This is a genomic window from Sphingomonas mali NBRC 15500 (genome assembly GCF_001598415.1).
Lineage (GTDB): Bacteria > Pseudomonadota > Alphaproteobacteria > Sphingomonadales > Sphingomonadaceae > Sphingomonas > Sphingomonas mali.
On sequence record NZ_BCYX01000001.1, the window covers coordinates 146,181 to 162,263 of the forward strand.

14 protein-coding genes and 1 tRNA gene are annotated in these 16,083 nt (G+C 65.1%); 6 read left to right on the forward strand and 9 right to left on the reverse strand.

The features are described from left to right. Complete coding sequence (locus SMA01S_RS00725) at window positions 1-2,220, reverse strand: TonB-dependent receptor (RefSeq protein ID WP_218016790.1); 2,220 nt, start codon at window positions 2,218-2,220, stop codon at window positions 1-3. Between the two features lie 626 nt (window positions 2,221-2,846). Here SMA01S_RS00725 and SMA01S_RS00730 point away from each other — a divergent pair. Then, window positions 2,847-3,584, forward strand: a complete 738-nt coding sequence (locus tag SMA01S_RS00730; RefSeq protein WP_066816220.1) for an HdeD family acid-resistance protein — start codon at window positions 2,847-2,849, stop codon at window positions 3,582-3,584. 63 nt (window positions 3,585-3,647) lie between these two features. On the opposite strand, the gene SMA01S_RS24970 is transcribed toward SMA01S_RS00730, so the two are convergent. The 5 genes from SMA01S_RS24970 to SMA01S_RS00755 all read right to left on the reverse strand — a co-directional run bounded on the left by SMA01S_RS24970 (window position 3,648) and on the right by SMA01S_RS00755 (window position 7,030). Continuing rightward, entirely contained in the window at window positions 3,648-4,571 is a 924-nt protein-coding gene (locus SMA01S_RS24970; protein ID WP_084249950.1) for an RcnB family protein, read from the reverse strand. A 133-nt stretch (window positions 4,572-4,704) separates the two neighbouring features. Then, the gene (locus SMA01S_RS00740; protein WP_066816226.1) at window positions 4,705-5,190 is read right to left on the reverse strand and encodes a free L-methionine (R)-S-oxide reductase MsrC; all 486 of its coding nucleotides are present in this window, start codon (window positions 5,188-5,190) and stop codon (window positions 4,705-4,707) included. Window positions 5,191-5,273: 83 nt separating this feature from the next. Then, window positions 5,274-5,954 (reverse strand): hypothetical protein, encoded by a 681-nt coding sequence (locus tag SMA01S_RS00745; RefSeq protein WP_066816229.1) that lies wholly within the window; start codon window positions 5,952-5,954, stop codon window positions 5,274-5,276. A 10-nt stretch (window positions 5,955-5,964) separates the two neighbouring features. Further along, window positions 5,965-6,384, reverse strand: coding sequence for an alternative ribosome rescue aminoacyl-tRNA hydrolase ArfB (gene arfB, locus SMA01S_RS00750; protein ID WP_066816232.1), 420 nt, complete (start codon window positions 6,382-6,384; stop codon window positions 5,965-5,967). Continuing rightward, window positions 6,377-7,030 (reverse strand): RluA family pseudouridine synthase, encoded by a 654-nt coding sequence (locus tag SMA01S_RS00755; RefSeq protein ID WP_066816235.1) that lies wholly within the window; start codon window positions 7,028-7,030, stop codon window positions 6,377-6,379. The genes arfB and SMA01S_RS00755 overlap by 8 nt, the downstream gene beginning before the upstream one ends. Before the next feature lie 70 nt (window positions 7,031-7,100). Between SMA01S_RS00755 and SMA01S_RS00760 the strand changes: the two genes are divergently transcribed. The 3 genes from SMA01S_RS00760 to SMA01S_RS00770 all read left to right on the forward strand — a co-directional run bounded on the left by SMA01S_RS00760 (window position 7,101) and on the right by SMA01S_RS00770 (window position 11,059). Beyond that, window positions 7,101-7,889, forward strand: coding sequence for a M15 family metallopeptidase (locus SMA01S_RS00760; RefSeq protein ID WP_066816238.1), 789 nt, complete (start codon window positions 7,101-7,103; stop codon window positions 7,887-7,889). Window positions 7,890-7,989: 100 nt separating this feature from the next. Further along, window positions 7,990-9,387, forward strand: coding sequence for an SH3 domain-containing protein (locus tag SMA01S_RS00765; protein ID WP_066816240.1), 1,398 nt, complete (start codon window positions 7,990-7,992; stop codon window positions 9,385-9,387). A 628-nt stretch (window positions 9,388-10,015) separates the two neighbouring features. After that, window positions 10,016-11,059 carry an oxidoreductase gene (locus tag SMA01S_RS00770; protein ID WP_084249952.1) on the forward strand — a complete coding sequence of 348 codons (1,044 nt, stop codon included), beginning with the start codon at window positions 10,016-10,018 and terminating at the stop codon, window positions 11,057-11,059. On the opposite strand, the gene SMA01S_RS00775 is transcribed toward SMA01S_RS00770, so the two are convergent. Both SMA01S_RS00775 and SMA01S_RS00780 read right to left on the reverse strand, forming a co-directional pair. Continuing rightward, window positions 11,048-12,109 carry a serine hydrolase domain-containing protein gene (locus tag SMA01S_RS00775; protein WP_066816243.1) on the reverse strand — a complete coding sequence of 354 codons (1,062 nt, stop codon included), beginning with the start codon at window positions 12,107-12,109 and terminating at the stop codon, window positions 11,048-11,050. The two genes, SMA01S_RS00770 and SMA01S_RS00775, sit on opposite strands and share 12 nt — an antisense overlap. Before the next feature lie 273 nt (window positions 12,110-12,382). Next, a complete protein-coding gene (locus SMA01S_RS00780; protein ID WP_066816246.1) occupies window positions 12,383-13,450 on the reverse strand; it encodes a citrate synthase/methylcitrate synthase in 1,068 nt (355 codons plus the stop codon). A gap of 79 nt (window positions 13,451-13,529) precedes the next feature. Here SMA01S_RS00780 and SMA01S_RS00785 point away from each other — a divergent pair, with 79 nt between their 5' ends. Then, entirely contained in the window at window positions 13,530-14,663 is a 1,134-nt protein-coding gene (locus SMA01S_RS00785; protein ID WP_066816249.1) for a citrate synthase, read from the forward strand. Between the two features lie 66 nt (window positions 14,664-14,729). Here the strand turns inward: SMA01S_RS00785 and SMA01S_RS00790 are convergent, their stop codons facing one another. After that, window positions 14,730-15,725 (reverse strand): DUF2171 domain-containing protein, encoded by a 996-nt coding sequence (locus tag SMA01S_RS00790; RefSeq protein WP_084249954.1) that lies wholly within the window; start codon window positions 15,723-15,725, stop codon window positions 14,730-14,732. Between the two features lie 250 nt (window positions 15,726-15,975). Between SMA01S_RS00790 and SMA01S_RS00795 the strand changes: the two genes are divergently transcribed. Continuing rightward, a tRNA-Ala gene (locus SMA01S_RS00795) sits at window positions 15,976-16,051 on the forward strand. Window positions 16,052-16,083: the final 32 nt, after the last annotated feature.

The following is a 16,083-nucleotide window of genomic DNA, read 5'->3' on the forward strand; positions in this document are numbered from 1 at the left end:
TCAGTAATGCGCGCGGAGATAGAGGCCGTAAGTGCGTGGCGGCCCGACGCTGACGACGTCGAAGCCTAGGCTCGCGATCGGCGTAATGTCTGAGATGTTGGTCTCTCCGAAGATGTTCTTTCCCCACACGCCGATCTCGAGCTTGTTGCGCACAAGCTGCACGCCCAACCGCCCATCGACATAGACCCTGGCCTGATCGCTCAGGCGCGGCGTATTGGCGGTGTCGAAGAACACCTTGCTGCGATAGCTCGCGCTGACATTCGCGACGATCGCGCCGAACGATACCGGCTGGGTGTAGTCGACCGCGGTCTGGACGCTGATTTTAGGAGCCGACGGCAGCGTGTTGCCGGAATAATCGGTGCCGGCCGACACGAAGTTTCGGTAGGTCGCGTTGAGATAGGCCGCGTTCATCGAGATGGTCAGCCCTCGCGCCGGCGTCGCCTCCAGTTCGAGCTCACCACCGTACATGCGCGCGGCGGACGCGTTGGTGAACAGCTGGCGCGTGATGAAGCCGTCGATCACCGTCGTGTACACCTGAAGGTTCTGATAGTCATAGTAGAAGGCAGCCAGGTTGGCGCGCAGCGTGCGGTGGAGCAATTCGGTCTTCAAGCCGGCTTCATAAGCATTGACGGTCTCGTCCCGGTACGGCCCGATATCGGCGATATTGCCAGTCTGGCCGCTGAAGAAGCCGCCGCTCTTGGTGCCGCGACTGTAGCTCGCATAAGCGTTTACGTTGGGCGTGAAGCGATATTGCAGTCCGAATTTGCCGGACACCGAATCGAAGGTCTTGGAACCGTCGAAGGTGAAGAACGGCGTGCCGGTATTGGTCTCTCCGCTAAAGTAATGAAAATCCTTGTGGTCGGCCGAATAGCGCAGCCCGAGGGTCGCGGTCAGCCGGCTGGTCAGGTCATAGTCGAGCTGGCCGAACGCCGCATAGCTGTCGGTCTTCTGCGCCAGCGGCCAGACGAAGCGGCCGATCCCAGACGCTGGGTCGGCGGGCAGGATCGCGAGCACGTCATAGGCCGAATTGTTGGTCAGATCGTCATGAGCATAATAGAGCCCGAACACGTAGCGCAGGGTCGGCTTGCCACTCGATTGCAAGCGCAATTCCTGGCTGAAGGTGTTCTGGCGCGCGATGTAGCTGGCGGTGATCACCGGCAGCGGATTGGCGTCCGTCTCCTCCTGGTCGTTGCGGTCGGCATGCTGATAGCCGGTCACCGCGACGATATCGGCCGAGCCGAGATTGATCGTCAGCGTATTGGCAACGGTGAAGAGGTTGACCTTGTCCTTCCCCTCGAAGCTGTAATCGCCTTCGTAGAGATTCTTGCTGGCATTGGCGTAGCCGAGCACGTTCGTGCAGTTCGCAGTGCCGTAATAAGCTGGCGCACAGAGGCCGTCGGGGCCGGCGACGTCCGGGCTGACCGGGAACAGGGTGCGATTATAGGCCCAGATCGATCCGCCGCGCGACTTGCCAACGGTGACCGCGAGGTCGTCGGTGATCGCGCTCGACGGCGTGAAATGGACGCTGCCACGCACAGCCCAGCGATCGGCGTTGTTGCCGCGATTGCCAGTGAGCCGGTTGACCGAATAGCCATCGTCGCGCTGGTAGAGGCCGGCGACGCGTACGGACAGCAGATCCTTGGCCAGCGGCAGGCTGACCCCGCCCTGGAGGTTGACCGAGTCGAACCGGCCATATTCGGCCAGAAAGTCGGCTTCGACCTCGTTGCCTGGCTTGCGGCTGGTGACGTTGACCGCACCGCCCGTGGTGTTGCGGCCGTAGAGCGTGCCCTGCGGTCCGCGCAGGACCTCAGCCTGTTGCAAGTCGAAGAATGCGAAGCGCTGCGCCAGCGGCGATCCGACATAGACGCCGTCGGCATAGATGCCGACCGCGCTGGCGGTTGCCGGGTTGAAGTCGTTGACGCCGACACCGCGGATGAAGATGCGCGGGTTGGCGCCGTTGTCGTCCGACTTGATCTGCAAACCCGGCGTTGCGTTCGACAGGTCGACCAAATCGAGGATGCGCTTGTTCTCGAGCGTCTTGCCGGTCACCGCGCTGACCGCGACGGGCACATCCTGGAGATTTTCGGAGCGCTTCTGCGCGGTGACGATGATGTCGTCGACCCTCGGCGCGTTATCGTCGGGAGGTGTGGTTGCCGCCGTCGCAGGGTTACTCTGCGGCGCGTCCTGCGCCGATGCCGACCCGGCCCATGCAAGGGCCACCAGCGAAACTCCAACTCCGACTGCTCGACGCATAACCACTCCTTTTCGAGTGAGGATGCATAACGGTAGCATGAACTATCATAACTGCAAGACAGTCGCGGCAACGATGGATTTGCTTTGCAATACGTAATGTTACGGATGCTTGTTGAGGATTGGGGACAGCTCCAACCGGAACGAAATCGCCGTAGGCACGCCGGAAAGGCCCATGAAATGACGCTTTTGCGACTCGGTACTGGAGGCAAATGCGGCGGCCGGCATCCCTGCCCTGCGCCTGGCGTCGCATCCGGAGCGGAGATGGTCGAAAATGGACGACGGCGGCGCCCCTTCGACTCATCGCAAAACTCGGAAACTTTTGAGCTTTTGCGCGTTTTTACGCGCGATCACGCAGGTCGGTTCCTGAGCGGCCGCGTCGACGTCCTGAACAGAATCGAGCCGACACCCCCGAGGGGCAGCCGACCGCACCACTGAGCGGATGGCGAGCGACAGCGAACGACCTTCCTGTAGGTCGCATTCCGCGCGCTCCCGCGGGAGGGACGCCGATCACGGCATATTGCCGCATCACTCCTTCCCCTTGCGCGCGATGGACGCCGCGCGCGGCGCATCGCGCGCAGGAGGAGGTTAGGGATATGGACCGGCAGCGCACACGCGATATCGAGATCGAGCGCGACCCCGTCGACCGGGCGTCGAGGGACGGGTTTCCCGCGGACGACGCACCGACGCGGATGGGATCGGCACGCCGCGCCTTCGCGCAGTTTTCCACGCTCGCACCTGACGATTGGTTGCCGCCCGATGGGCAGTTCGACGAACAACTGAACGACCGTGCGGCCAATCACTGGCCGATCGTCGCGATCAAGGCGCTGCTCGCCATCGCGATGGGCGCGGCGGCCCTGGCCATCCCCGTACCCGCTCTGGGGTCGCTGATCGTGGCCTTCGCGCTCTATTGTTTTGCCGATGGCGTGGGATCCGCGGTGCTCGCCAGCCACCATGCGGTGAGCGGCACGCGCTGGGCGTGGCAGGCGGTGGCCTCAGTGATCGGGCTGCTCGCGGGCTCCGCGGCGGTGATCTATCCCGACATGCCGATCGCGACGTTCCTGCGCCTGCTGACCGCCTGGTCGTTGCTGATCGGCCTGACCAGTGTGCTGGCCGCCGCACGGCTGGAGGACGATCACGGACGCGGCTGGCTGATCGGCAGCGGCGTCGTGCTGTTGTTCGTCGCGATCGTCACCGGCGTGGCGCTGCCATTGGCACCCGATATGGCGCTGCGCTCGATTGCCGCAGGCATCCTGGTCGCAGGCGTGCTGATGAGTGCGTTGGCGGTGCAACTCCGCGCGCATCGTCCGGACCGGATGGCCGCCAGCGCCTAAAAGCGGAACTGCCCGCCGTCGCGATAGCGACGACGGGCAGCGTCCCCCAACGAACTGGTCAGATCAGCGGCAACCGCAGTAGCAAGTGCACCGCACCCTGGGCCGCCACTTCTTCACCGGCGCGCGATAGACCTTTCGGGCGACCGGGCGGTACGTCTCGGTGATGTATTCGGTGGTCGTGGTCGTGGTCGTTGCGCCCGGAATCACGATCGTCGTCGTGGTGCCCGGCGGGGTGTAATAGGTGCCGGCATAGCCGCCGCGATAGGCAATGGTCGGCGCCGGTACGGGCGGCGGCACGGCGCGATAGTCCGTGCGTTCCTCGTAATAGCTGCTGTTGCCGCCATAGCCCGGCACGGCATAGTCAGCGCCAAACGCCGGAGCCGGGCCGCCAAAACTCGGCCCGGAGACATAGCCGTTGCTGTCGTCATAGGCATAACCGTCGTCATAACGGTCCCAATTGATGTCGTAAGCGCCGTCATAGACCACGCCATAACGGTCGACGAGCAGCGCATCGTTGTAATAGCGCGTCCAATAATAGCCGGCAGGCGGCGTCATCAGGCCGTAGAGCTGCCAATCACCGATCATGAAATTAGACGACAGCCAATAATTCGGAAGGCGCTTGCCGCGCTTGATGCGCGAATAGCCGTTCCAGCCGCCGGGCGCCTGGACACCGGCCCACCAATAGCCGCCGACGCGATTGCCCCAACGGCTGCGATTGCCGTTCCAGCCGCCGCGCCATTGGCCGCCATTGTTCCAATTCCCCGGATTGCCGGGGCGAGAACCGTTGCCATTCCAGCCGCCCGGGTTGCCCGGACGAGGACCTTGCCATTGGCCGGGATTGGGGCGCGGCATCGGCTGCCCTTGCGGCGGTTGGCCGCCTCTCCAGCCGCCAGCGGGCGCGCCGCCGGTGCCGAGTCGCTGGGCGTCGGCGGCACCGCAGCCGAAGGCCAAGGTGGCCGCAACAGCAGCAATCACTAGGGTCCGCATGGTTAACACTCCCTGTTACTCGGCGCGGCCATTAACCAAGCGCGCGCGATCAATCTTGGGAATAGGTACCAAAAACCCCGGTTTTCCGCCAGTTTTTCGCCAGCGTTATGTTTGTCCCGATCTGGATCAAGATTCAGTCGTTAACCCTGTTCGTCAACAATCGCGCGATCTGTTCGATTCCGGCCGCGTCCTCTTCATCGAAGCGCGACGGTTCGGGACTGTCGAGATCGATCACCGCGACGACGCGATCGCCCGACAGGATCGGCACGACCAATTCGGCTCGGCTCGCGGCGTCACACGCGATATGGCCGGGAAAAGCATGGACATCCGCGACGAGTTGGGTCTCGCGCGTCGCTGCGGCAGCGCCGCACACACCCTTGCCGAACGGAATGCGGATGCAGGCAGCCTTGCCCTGGAACGGGCCGAGCACGAGCTCGTCGCCGACATTGCGGTAGAAACCCGCCCAATTGAGGTCGGGCAGATATTGCCACAGCAAAGAAGCAACATTGGCCATGTTGGCGACCCCGTCGGACTCGCCCGCGGTGACGGCGTCACAGGCGGCGAGCAGGTCGCGATAAAGGTCGGGCTTTGAGCCGGCGGCGATGTCGAAGGCGTACATGATGCGCCATGTAGCGATCGCGCGAGGCCAACGGGAGGGGTCGAATGATCGCTGGTCCGCGATACCGGTAAGCCGAACAGGTTTTAGCCGGATTTCTTCTCGGCTCGCCCGGTCCCGCCGGCATGCCGCGCCGGATATTTCTCCAGCGCGCGTTGCCACGATACGCTGTCGGTCAAGCGCGATTGCACGATGCGGAGCTTTTCCCAGCCGGGGAGCTGATGGAGCAGACGCCGCGCGGTATCGACGAGGACCGGCGGGATTGTCGGGCTGAACGTGATACGGCTGACCGCGGCGCGGTCGAGCGGAATATGGATCACGTCGTCCTCGTCGCCGCCAACAGCGATCGCGCGGAATTCGGCTTCGTCTCGGAAACCGGCGCGCTTCATGAAGGGCAGCCGATGGATGTCGCTGGCGTCGATCGTCGCGATGTCGGCGATGCGGACATAGTCGACCGGCCCGATCAGGCAGTTGGGCCGGCCTTCGAACATCGCGCAGAACCGGGCCTTGTCGAAATGGACGCAGACACCCGCCGATCCGCCGGCGAATACCTGCCAATGATGGAAGGTTTCGGGCGCCTCGGTCAGACAGACCGCACCGACAAAGCCGTGGCCGAGATGTTCCTGATAGACCGCCATCGCCTTGCGGTCATTGGCATCGACCCAGGCCGACGGGCTGACGAGGGTGATCCGCTCGTTCATCAGCATGTCGATCACCACCGGCAGGCTGGTGTAGCGGCGCAGACTTGGCGTGGGCTTTCTCGCCATACTTGTTCCCTCAGTCGATGCGGACCCTGCCGCGCCCGGCCTTAACCGTGCTGCGACCCTTTTTCTCGTCGACACGCCTCGCCTTGGCGGCCCGCGATGGCTTGGTCTTTACGCGCTTGGCCTGGCGAACGTGCGCGGCGCGCACCAGTTCGGCCAGCCGCTCGCGCGCATCCTGGCGGTTCGCCTCCTGCGTACGGAAACGGCGCGCGGTGACCAGCAGCTCGCCGCCTGCCGTCATCCGGCTACCGGCTAGTTCCTTGAGCCGCTCATAGGCATAAGGCTGGAGGCCGAGCGCGAAGACATTGACGCGAAGCTGGACGGCAGTCGCCACCTTGTTGACATTCTGCCCGCCGGGGCCGGTCGCGGCGAGGAAACGTTCTTCAACGATTGCAGTATCGATCCGATCGACCCAGCCGTCGCCGTCACTCATGGCCGAAGCCCGCCGCGGCGAACCTCTCCGGGATTGGCGCGATCGCCTCGATCGTCGGCTTGCCGTCGCGCGGGATGATCAGTTCGGCGGCATGGAGCAACATGCCGCCCTTGTCGGCACGACCATAGACCGGATCTCCGACCACCGGGATGCCCACTCCCTCGAGCGCATGGACGCGAATCTGATGGGTTCGACCGGTCGCCGGACGGAATTCGACCAGCGTCCGCCCACCGTCGGTGCGTAGCACGCGCCAGGCGGTACGCGCTGACTTGCCCTCGGGCGAGCCCGTCATCCGCCACCCCTCTTCGCGGGTCGAGACCTTGGCTAGCGGCAAGTCGATCACGCCTTCCACCTCGCCCGGCACACCCTCGAGCACGGCGAGATAGCGTTTCTCGACGCGGTTCGCTTCGAACGCCTGTTGCAGCCGGGCATGCGCCTTGGGATTGCGCGACAGCAACAGGCAGCCCGACGTATCCTGATCTAGTCTGTGCACCGCCATCGGCCAGCGCTGAAATCCGAACGTCAGGCTGTCGAGATGATTTTCCAAGCTGATCCCACCGCGACGCGGCGGATCGACCGGCAGGCCCGCGGGCTTGTCGATCACCATCGCCTCACCGTCGAGGAACAACACTTTATCCGCCAGCATGGTGCACCCCTTGCCACTCCAGCCGCCCCCGTGCCAGTGGTTGTGCGCTTTTCCCCCAGGGAGCGTGTTGATGCCGTTGCGCTGGTTGCTGGTTGCCCTGTCCCTATTCGCTCCCGCCACCGCTCTCGCGCTGACCCCGGTCACCTTGTGCAACGGTCAGACCGTCGAGCCGCTGCCCGACGGACGGATGCTGGGGCATATTCCTTATCCGGAAGGCAATCCGGCCGACATGGTCGTGATACCGGGCAATTTCGGCGTCGGTCGGGCATGCGAGCTTCATCGCGATGCCGCGGCCGCGATAACCGCGTTGCTCGCCGCCGCCGATCAGGTACCGGGCGTGAAGGGCAAATTGCGCGGCATATCCTGTTTCCGCACGATCGAACGCCAGCGCCAGATATTCTGCGGCCAGATCGGTCCCGGCAAGCGGTGCAAGGATGCCGCCGAGCGCGCCAGGAGTTCGGGCCCGCCGGGATATAGCGAGCATGCCACGGGCTATGCGCTAGATTTCGCGATCCGCCCGCTGACGCGCGACTGCGGCGATGTCAGCGATTGCATCGCCAACACGCCGGCCGGCAAGTGGCTGTTGCAGCATGCGCCCGAGTTCGGATTTGAACTGTCGTTCCCCCCAGGCAACGCGCAAGGGGTTACCTGGGAGCCGTGGCATTGGCGCTGGGTCGGACTGAGCGCGACGGCGCCCGGCGCCGCCGCCGCGCGGACGCTGTTTGCGACCGCGCGCAGCCGCTTTCCGGCGTCACCGGCGGTCACCGACCTGCCGCCCCAATGGCAAAAGGCGATCGAACCGCTGCCTGCGCCGACCCCGATGCCGGTGCCGACGCCCGCACCTGCATGGCCGAAATAAGACGATCGGGAACGATTACGCCGGACGAGGTTAATCCGACGCTGGCGGTCCCACGATCGGAATGTTAGGGCGCCCAACCTCGCAAAAGAGGGTGTGACCGGTGACAAAGCAGTTTCGTATCGCGTTGATTTTGGTCGCCTTCGCCGTCTCAACCCCGATCGCCGCCCAGGACGTCAGCCGCGTCGTTCCGCCGTCGGGCGTGATCGGCGTCGAGGACGCGATGCTGTCCCCCAATTACTGGATCGCGCGTACACGGGAATCGGCGGCCGTGCTGATGACACCCGGCGAAGTCGCCGCGCGCAACCGACAGAGCTTCGCGACCGATCCCAACCTGGTCGATCTGTCGCGGATCGGGCCGTCACTGACACGCGAGCGCGTGCAGGCCTGGCTCAAGTCTCTCGCCAGTCCGTTCACCACGCCACCGGTCGATGCCCGGGGCAAGCCGATCGACCGTGAGACGCTGGCCGGCATTGCAGCCGACGAGGATGCCGATGCGATCCCCGCGAGCCAGCCGGCACGCTATGGCATGGCGGTGCGCCGTTCGCTCCTTCGGCTCCATCCGACCGACCTTCACGCCTTTCCCTCTACCGACGCGCTCGACTTCGACAGTTTCCAGGGAGGTATCCTGTTCCCTGGCGATGCGGTCGTCCTGCTCCACCGGAGCCGCGACCGCCAATGGCTGTTCGTCCAGACCTGGCAAGGCCCCGCCTGGGTGCATGGAGAGGATATCGCGGTCGGCCCTGCCACGGCGGTGCTTGGCTATCGGAAGGGCGGTCCCTATCGGGTCGTCACTGGCGACAAGGTTCGCACGGTCTTCACGCCCGAAGCGCCCGCGGTGTCCGAACTGCAGCTCGACATGGGAATCACCGTGCCGCTGGCGCAGGTCCCGCCGGATCAGCCGGTCAATGGCGAGGGCCCGTCGCAATCCTGGCCGGTCGAACTGCCGACACGTGCCGACGACGGGACGCTGCATTTCATTGCTGCCTTGTTGCCCAAGGCGGAGGACACTGCGGCCAGCTACCTGCCGTTGACCCGCGCCAATATCATCCGTCAGGCGTTCAAGTTCCTCGGCGAGCGGTACGGCTGGGGACACATGTACAACGCGCGCGATTGCAGCGGCTTTACCAGCGACGTCTATCGCAGCATGGGTGTGATCCTGCCGCCCAATTCGGGCGCGCAAGGCGCCAGCCCTGCCTTTCGCCACCAACGCTTCACCGCCACGGACGGCCCAGCGGCGCGGCTGAAGGCGGTGATGGCGGCGGACGTCGGCGACCTGCTCGTGGTGCCGGGTCACGTGATGATGATCCTGGGGAAGGTCGGCGGCCAGCCCTATGTCATCCAGGACGTTCCCTACGCGATCTTCCGCGACAGGGCCGGCGCGCTGCACAAGACCAAGCTCAACCAGGTGTCGGTGACGCCGTTGCTGCCGCTATTGTACGACGACAATCACACCTATGTCGACGCGATGACCAGCCTGGTCCACGTCACCGCGCGGTAAGCGGCCGGCGAGGACCACCGATCAGCCGCCCACCCCCGCCTATGCGGCGACGCTTTCACGCAACCGAGGGACGGCGAAGTCGAGGAAGCGGCGCATCTCAGGGCCAGCCGCCGGACGATCACCCGGGGCTCGGCGACCTCCATCTGTAAAGACACCGGGCGCCGGTCCAGAAGACCGCAAGGTTCCAGACCAATCGCGGGCCGGCCAGTCTTTACTGCGCCCTCGACTTCGCGGGATCCAGCACCACGCGAACCGCCGGCGACGCTCGGCGCCGACAGCGAAGATTGATGGCGGTTAGACAGTCTTCCAAGGTATCGTACAGCTTGGCGTGGCTAAACGTGTTGGAACGCCGGATCTGCCGCCACGACCACGCGACGCGGACATGTCCACCAACGAGCATCGCCTGCGCCGGGAACACTTCGTAACGGGCACGATCGCGTATCATGCGAGGTCAACTGTCGGGCAGGTCGGCGCGTTCCGCGAGTAACCGGATGTTAGGCACGATTGCCTTCCGGGGCCCAAAAATCCACCGAAGTACCCGCTGGTGTCGGCGTACCGACGCGTTCTCCTTGAGCCGGCCGCGGCGATTCGACATAGGCGCAGCTGCTCGGAAAGCAGTGGGACGGCGATGATGCAGCAGGGAATCGGTGTCGGACTGATCGGATACGGGCTGGCGGGCCGCGCCTTTCATGCGCCCTATGTCGGCGCCACGCCGGGCATGGAGTTGCGCGCCGTCGTCACGCGCGACCCCGCGAAGGTGCACACCGACCTTCCCGACATGCGCGTTGTGCCCGATGTCGCAGCGTTGCTGGCCGAGCCGGGAATCGACCTCGTCGTCGTCGCCAGCCCCGATCCGCTCCATGCCGAGCACGCGCTCGCGGCACTGGGCGCAGACAAGGACGTGCTGATCGACAAGCCGTTCGCGACCAGCCTGGCCGATGCACGCCGCGTCGCGGCGGCGGGCGAGGCCGCGGGCAAGCTGGTGACGGTGTTTCAGAACCGCCGCTGGGACGCGGATTTCCGCACGCTGCGGCGGCTGATCGCGGAAGGCGCGCTGGGCGAGATCGTGCAGTTCGAAAGTCATTTCGACCGATGGCGTCCGATCCCGACGGGCCTGTGGAAAGAGGCGCGAGAGGGCGGCGCGTGGCTCGATCTGGGGCCGCATCTGGTGGACCAGGCGCTGGTGCTGTTCGGGCGGCCGGAAGGAGTCAGCTTGGACTTGGCGACCATGCGCGAAGGAGCACCGTCGCCCGATTATTTCCACGCGACGCTACGCTATCCAAAGCGTCGCGTAGTACTCCACGCAACCAAGCTCGCGGCGCAGCATAGCCTGAGGTTCGCGGTCCATGGCACGCGCGCGAGCTGGATCAAGCAAGGCAGCGATCCGCAGGAGGCTGCAACGATCACTGGCCATGCTCCGGGCGGCGAGAATTGGGGCGTGGATCCGGTCGAAGGCACGTTGACGACCGGCAATGACGGCGCCGTCACCCCGGTCAGCAACGAGCGCGGCGATTACCGGCTGTTCTGGCAGGCATTGGCTGCCGCGATTCGTGGCGAAGGGGCGAACCCGGTCCCGCCCGTCGAGGCGATCGCCGTGATGGAAGTGCTAGACGCAGGCTTGCGCAGCGCCGCCACGCGAGCGGAAGTGGGACTTCAGCTCTTATTGGCTTAGCGCTGCGTGGAGCTGTTGGGCGATCTGTTTGAGCGCCCCCTCGGTGCCTTCGCAAGCATCGTTGGCAAGGAGGACATAGCCTTCCTGCGACTGGGGATAGAGCACAACCTGGCTCGTCATCCCGAAGCTGCCGCCACCGTGCCACAGCATGCGCTGCCCATTTTCCAGCGCCATATTCCAGATCAAGCCCTCGCCATCGGCCAAGGTCCCGACCAGTGGCTGGTGCGCCAATCTGATCGCGGGCACGTTTTCGTCGAGTTGCCACCGCACATAGCTGACCATGTCGGCCGGCGTGGAATAGAGGCCGTATGCGGCACCTGCATTGCGCAAGTGATAAGGCGTCGCTCGGCCGAGCCGGTCATACGGAGTGACCAACCTTTTGCGCTGCGCCGGGGAGAGCACGAAATCGGTATCCTTCATGCCGAGGGGGCGCAGGATTGAGGCACGCATCAGGCGTTCGAACGACTGCTTGCGAACGGTCTCCAGTCCGAATCCGAGCACTTTCATGCCCAGGTTGGAATAAGCCTCGGTCGTTCCCGGCGTGCTCCGCAATGCTATGCCGTGCAACGCGGTGAGGTAACGATCGCGGTCATAGCCGCGGTCGAGCGCCAGAAGCGCGTTGGGGAGTGTCCGATAGTCGCGATGGTCGTAGAGCGCGTCGGTATCGGGATAATCGCGCGGTAGCCCCGATCGATGCGTCGCCAGGGAACGCAGCGTGATCGGTTGGCCATCGCGCTCCAGGTTCGGATAGGAGCCGGGAAGATAGGCGCGGAAATCCTGGTCGAGGCTCATCACTCCATCACTAACGGCCTGCGCGGCCAGCGCCCCGGTGAAGGTCTTCGTGACCGAGGCGATTTCGTAAATGCTGTTCCGCGTCGCCTTCCGCCCGGTCCGCCGCGAAGCCATCCCGTATTCGTAGAACCGGGCCCGTCCATGGACGATCGTCGCAATCGACAATCCGACGCGGCAGTGATTGGCCAGGAACGCTGCGCCAAGTTTGGTGGCGGCGCCGTCAATCGTTGTCGCTGCCAGCGGTGGGGAGGATCGCATGGCTCCTGCCGATGAGGCTGCGGCCGTGCCGAATGCAGAAGCTGCGATCAGGGCAATGGTGAGATAAGCTACTTTCATTGCTGCGGATTTGCACCAACCATGCAGACTTGACTAGCCTGGCGCACTGCCCTGCCTCTACAAAAGGCCCCTTCAAGAGTGTCAGGTAAACGGCGTGTGGTCTCGGTCAGGCCGAGGGCGGTCTGACCGACCCGACATTTCTGAAGCGCAGCGGCTTGAGAGATCGGCGACGGCCTCCACAAATTTCGGCCGAAGCTAGGCCGCCCGCGCCCGCCCTTCCTCGATATAGATCGACTTCGGCCGGATCAGACGGCCGGTGAGCGCTTGCTCGCGGGCATGCGCGATCCAGCCGACGACGCGGCCCATCGCGAAGACGCCGGTGAAGCTTTCCTTCGGGAAACCGACCGCCTCGAGCAGCAACGCGGTGTAGAACTCGACGTTGGTTTCGATGACGCGGCTCTGCTTGCGCTGGCGCAACGCAACGAGAGCGATGCGTTCGACCTCCTCGGCGAACTCCAGGCGGTCGCCGACGCGGTCGAGCGTGCGCAACGCCGCCTTCAAGGCATCCGCGCGCGGATCGCGGATGCGGTAGATGCGGTGGCCGAAGCCCATCAGGCGATCGCCGTGATTGAGCGCGCGATCGATCCAGGCGCGCGCGTCGCCTTCCGCCGCGATGCCATCGAGCATCTCGATCACTGGGCCGGGTGCACCGCCGTGGAGCGGGCCTTTAAGCGCCCCCAGCCCCGCCAGCACCGCCGAGGTCAGACCGGTTTGAGTCGAGGCGACGACGCGCGCGGCAAAGGTCGAGGCGTTGAGGCCGTGGTCGCTGACCGTCACCAGGTATGCGTCGAGCGCCGCACCGCCAGCGTCGCGGCCAAGCATCCGCACCACGTCGTCGGCATGACCGCGTGCCGAATCGGGCGCGATCGGGTCCTCCCCCGCGGCCTGACGGAGCAACGCAGGGATCAGCACCGCGGGCGCCGCGACCAGGCGCAGGGCGTCGTCGAGCGCGATGCCGTCGGGCATCGGCGCGAGCGCGGCGCGCATTGCGTCATAGACTGGCAACGGCGCCAACAGCGGCAGCAACGGACTGGCACGCTCGAACGCATCAGCACGCGCTTGCCCCAGCCTCGCGGCCAAGCGCTCGGAATTGGGCAGGTCGTCGAAGAAGCCGCCGAATAGCAGATGCATGACCTGCTCGAAGGTCCATCGGCCGGCCAGTGCCTCCAGCGGATGACCGCGGATGATCAGACGTCCTGCCTCACCATCGACATCGGACAGCACCGTTTCCGCCGCGACGACATCTTCCAGACCGCTGTTCATAAGCCGAACTCCCTTGACGTGACGCAGGGCAAATGATCGTGTCGCAATCGTCAATCAATCTTGATCAAGTGAATCAATCATGCGGGAATGGGTGTCGCGCGACGAAGCGCTGGTCACGTTGGGTATCCGGCAGCAGACGCTCTATGCGTATGTCAGTCGCGGCCTGATCGAACGGCGAGCCGAGACGGCCGATCCCCTGCGTAGCGAATATCGTGGCGACGACATTCTGGCGCTGACCAAGCGGCGTGCCCGCGGGCGGCGGACGGCATCGATCGCGGCGTCGGCGATGGCATGGGGCGAACCGGTGATCCCGACGCGGATTTCGACCGTGGCGCACGGGCAGCTGATTTTTCGCGGTCGACGCGCGGCCGAACTGGCCGATCACGCGACGTTGGAAGAGGTTGCCGCGTTGCTATGGGATCAGCCGATGGCGACATTCCCGGCAGCGGCTGGCGATAGCGACGCCTTCCGCGCGTTAGCGGCGCTGATCGAGGGAGCGAAGCCGATACTGGGGCGAGCACCCGGCAAGCTCGCACAAGAAGCGGCAAGCGCGATCGCGACGATCGCCGCCTCGTTCGGTGCGGCCGGCGACGGACCGATACACGAACGCCTGGCGCGTGGCTGGTCACTCGACGCGGCGGGCACCGACCTCGTTCGACGCGCCCTGGTGCTGCTCGCGGATCATGAACTCAACCCCTCGACCTTTGCCGCGCGGATCGCGGCGTCAACCGGCGCGCCGATGGCGGCATGCCTGATGGCGGGCCTATCGACGTTATCAGGGCCGAAACATGGCGGCGCCGGCGCCGCGCTCGCGGCCCTGGCTGCGGAAGCCAAGGCGAACGGCGTCGACATAGCGGTAGCACGGTGGCTGGCGGCCGGCCACGGTCTGCCAGGGTTCGGCCACCCACTCTATCCGCACGGCGATCCACGCGCCGCCGCGTTGCTGCCGTTAGTGACGCTCGATCCCATGCTGGTCGACCTCCGCGATGCCGTTGTGGACGCGACCGATGCGCTGCCCAATATCGACTTTGCCCTGCTTGCGATATCGGTCGCCGCCGGGTTGCCCGCCGACGCACCGTTCCGGCTGTTCGCCACCGCGCGCGGGATCGGATGGGCGGCGCATGCCATCGAGCAGTCGACCAGCGGCGCGGTGATCCGGCCGCGCGCGCTGTATCAAGGACTAACGACCAATCCTCAAGGGAGCGGTCGTTGAGCGGGCCATAAAGAATGGGGCTCGGACCGCGTCGTCCGAGCCCCGCCCCCAAACCTTGCCGCTTGCTCAGTACGTGCCCGAGAAGCTGCGGTTGAGGATGCGACCGTCGCCGCCTTCCTCCTGGTCGCGGCCAGCGCTGTCGCCACCGAAGAAGGCGCTTTTCTCTTCGTCGCGCCAATGCGCCTTGGCCTCCTCGGCGGTCTTGCGCACGACTACCTTGTCGTCGACCCGGTCGATCCAGCGCGACGGGATCGAATGATGGCGGCCGCCGGCATCGGGGTCGCTCTTAGTCAAAAGGATACGGTCGCCGCGCACCTTGTCGACGGTACCGATATGTTCGCCGTCCGAGCCGACCACGTCCATGTGCTCCGCGACACGCTGCAGGCTTGACCGCTGGGTCTGCCGTTCATTGCGCCAAGTGCCGAATTCGTTGGAAAACCGCTGCTGATTCTCGCGGCGATATTCGTCATAGTCGCGATCGAGTGCGGCGATCTGACCAGCGCGCCAGCTGTGATAGTCGTCGTCGCCGCGATAGCCGGAGGTGCCGCCACCATAGCGCTGATCGTATCGCTGATCTGCCTCTCGGCGGCGCTCGGCTTCCTCGTCACCGAACCACGACCGCACTTCATCGCCGGCGCGCGCGAAGAAATTGCGGTCGTCATAGCTATAGTCGCGTGGATCACGGTCTCGACCAAAGCTGCGGCGGCCGCGGTGCATATCGGGGCGACCATAATAGCGCTCGTCGTCGCGGCGGTCGCCGATATCGGTGAAGCGGTGGCCATCGGACGCATAGCTGCCACGGTAGCGCTGGCCGGGGCCATAATCGTATCCGCGGCTGGCGATATTCGGGCTGCGGCCCCGACTGTAATAACCGCGATCATAATCGTCGCGATCACGATCTGGGGCACGACGCGGGCCGATCATGCCGGCGGCCTCATATTCGCGCGCACTGGTATAAGCGTAATCCTGGCCGGAGCCATAATCGCGGCCATAATCGTCATCGCCGGGTGCGTAATAATCGCCTTGCAGCGAATTGCCGCGGGGGTAGCGTTCATATGCCATCTGGCGGATCCTCTCATCGCGTTTGGACGGCGGGCGCGGAAAGGGGGGACCGCGCCCGCCTGCCCTCTTAAACGGGACACAAAGCTCGCCAGTTCCGCGATTCGGCAGCCACTTGACGCAGGTTAACGAGGTTGTCCGGCGGCTCGGCGCGATCCGTTCGACCAACGCGGCAAACCGCGTGTTGCAAAGCCGGAAAATGGTCGCTAGAGGCTCGCGCTCCCAAGGGCCGAAGCGCCCTTGCGGCGTGGGCGGGGCTGTAGCTCAGATGGGAGAGCGCTGCAATCGCACTGCAGAGGTCAGGGGTTCGATTCCCCTCAGCTCCACCAGCCGCCCACGCCAGATCGGATGCTCAGCGTCA

Bases quoted from the DNA above. Each gene is read 5' to 3' on its own strand.
- SMA01S_RS00790 (WP_084249954.1), bottom strand. From the start codon at position 15,725: ATGGCATATGAACGCTACCCCCGCGGCAATTCGCTGCAAGGCGATTAT.
- SMA01S_RS00785 (WP_066816249.1), top strand. From the start codon at position 13,530: ATGCGGGAATGGGTGTCGCGCGACGAAGCGCTGGTCACGTTGGGTATC.
- SMA01S_RS00775 (WP_066816243.1), bottom strand. From the start codon at position 12,109: ATGCGATCCTCCCCACCGCTGGCAGCGACAACGATTGACGGCGCCGCC.
- SMA01S_RS00740 (WP_066816226.1), bottom strand. From the start codon at position 5,190: ATGTACGCCTTCGACATCGCCGCCGGCTCAAAGCCCGACCTTTATCGC.
- arfB (WP_066816232.1), bottom strand. From the start codon at position 6,384: ATGAGTGACGGCGACGGCTGGGTCGATCGGATCGATACTGCAATCGTT.
- SMA01S_RS00780 (WP_066816246.1), bottom strand. From the start codon at position 13,450: ATGAACAGCGGTCTGGAAGATGTCGTCGCGGCGGAAACGGTGCTGTCC.
- SMA01S_RS00755 (WP_066816235.1), bottom strand. From the start codon at position 7,030: ATGCTGGCGGATAAAGTGTTGTTCCTCGACGGTGAGGCGATGGTGATC.
- SMA01S_RS24970 (WP_084249950.1), bottom strand. From the start codon at position 4,571: ATGCGGACCCTAGTGATTGCTGCTGTTGCGGCCACCTTGGCCTTCGGC.
- SMA01S_RS00730 (WP_066816220.1), top strand. From the start codon at position 2,847: ATGGACCGGCAGCGCACACGCGATATCGAGATCGAGCGCGACCCCGTC.
- SMA01S_RS00760 (WP_066816238.1), top strand. From the start codon at position 7,101: ATGCCGTTGCGCTGGTTGCTGGTTGCCCTGTCCCTATTCGCTCCCGCC.
- SMA01S_RS00745 (WP_066816229.1), bottom strand. From the start codon at position 5,954: ATGGCGAGAAAGCCCACGCCAAGTCTGCGCCGCTACACCAGCCTGCCG.
- SMA01S_RS00770 (WP_084249952.1), top strand. From the start codon at position 10,016: ATGATGCAGCAGGGAATCGGTGTCGGACTGATCGGATACGGGCTGGCG.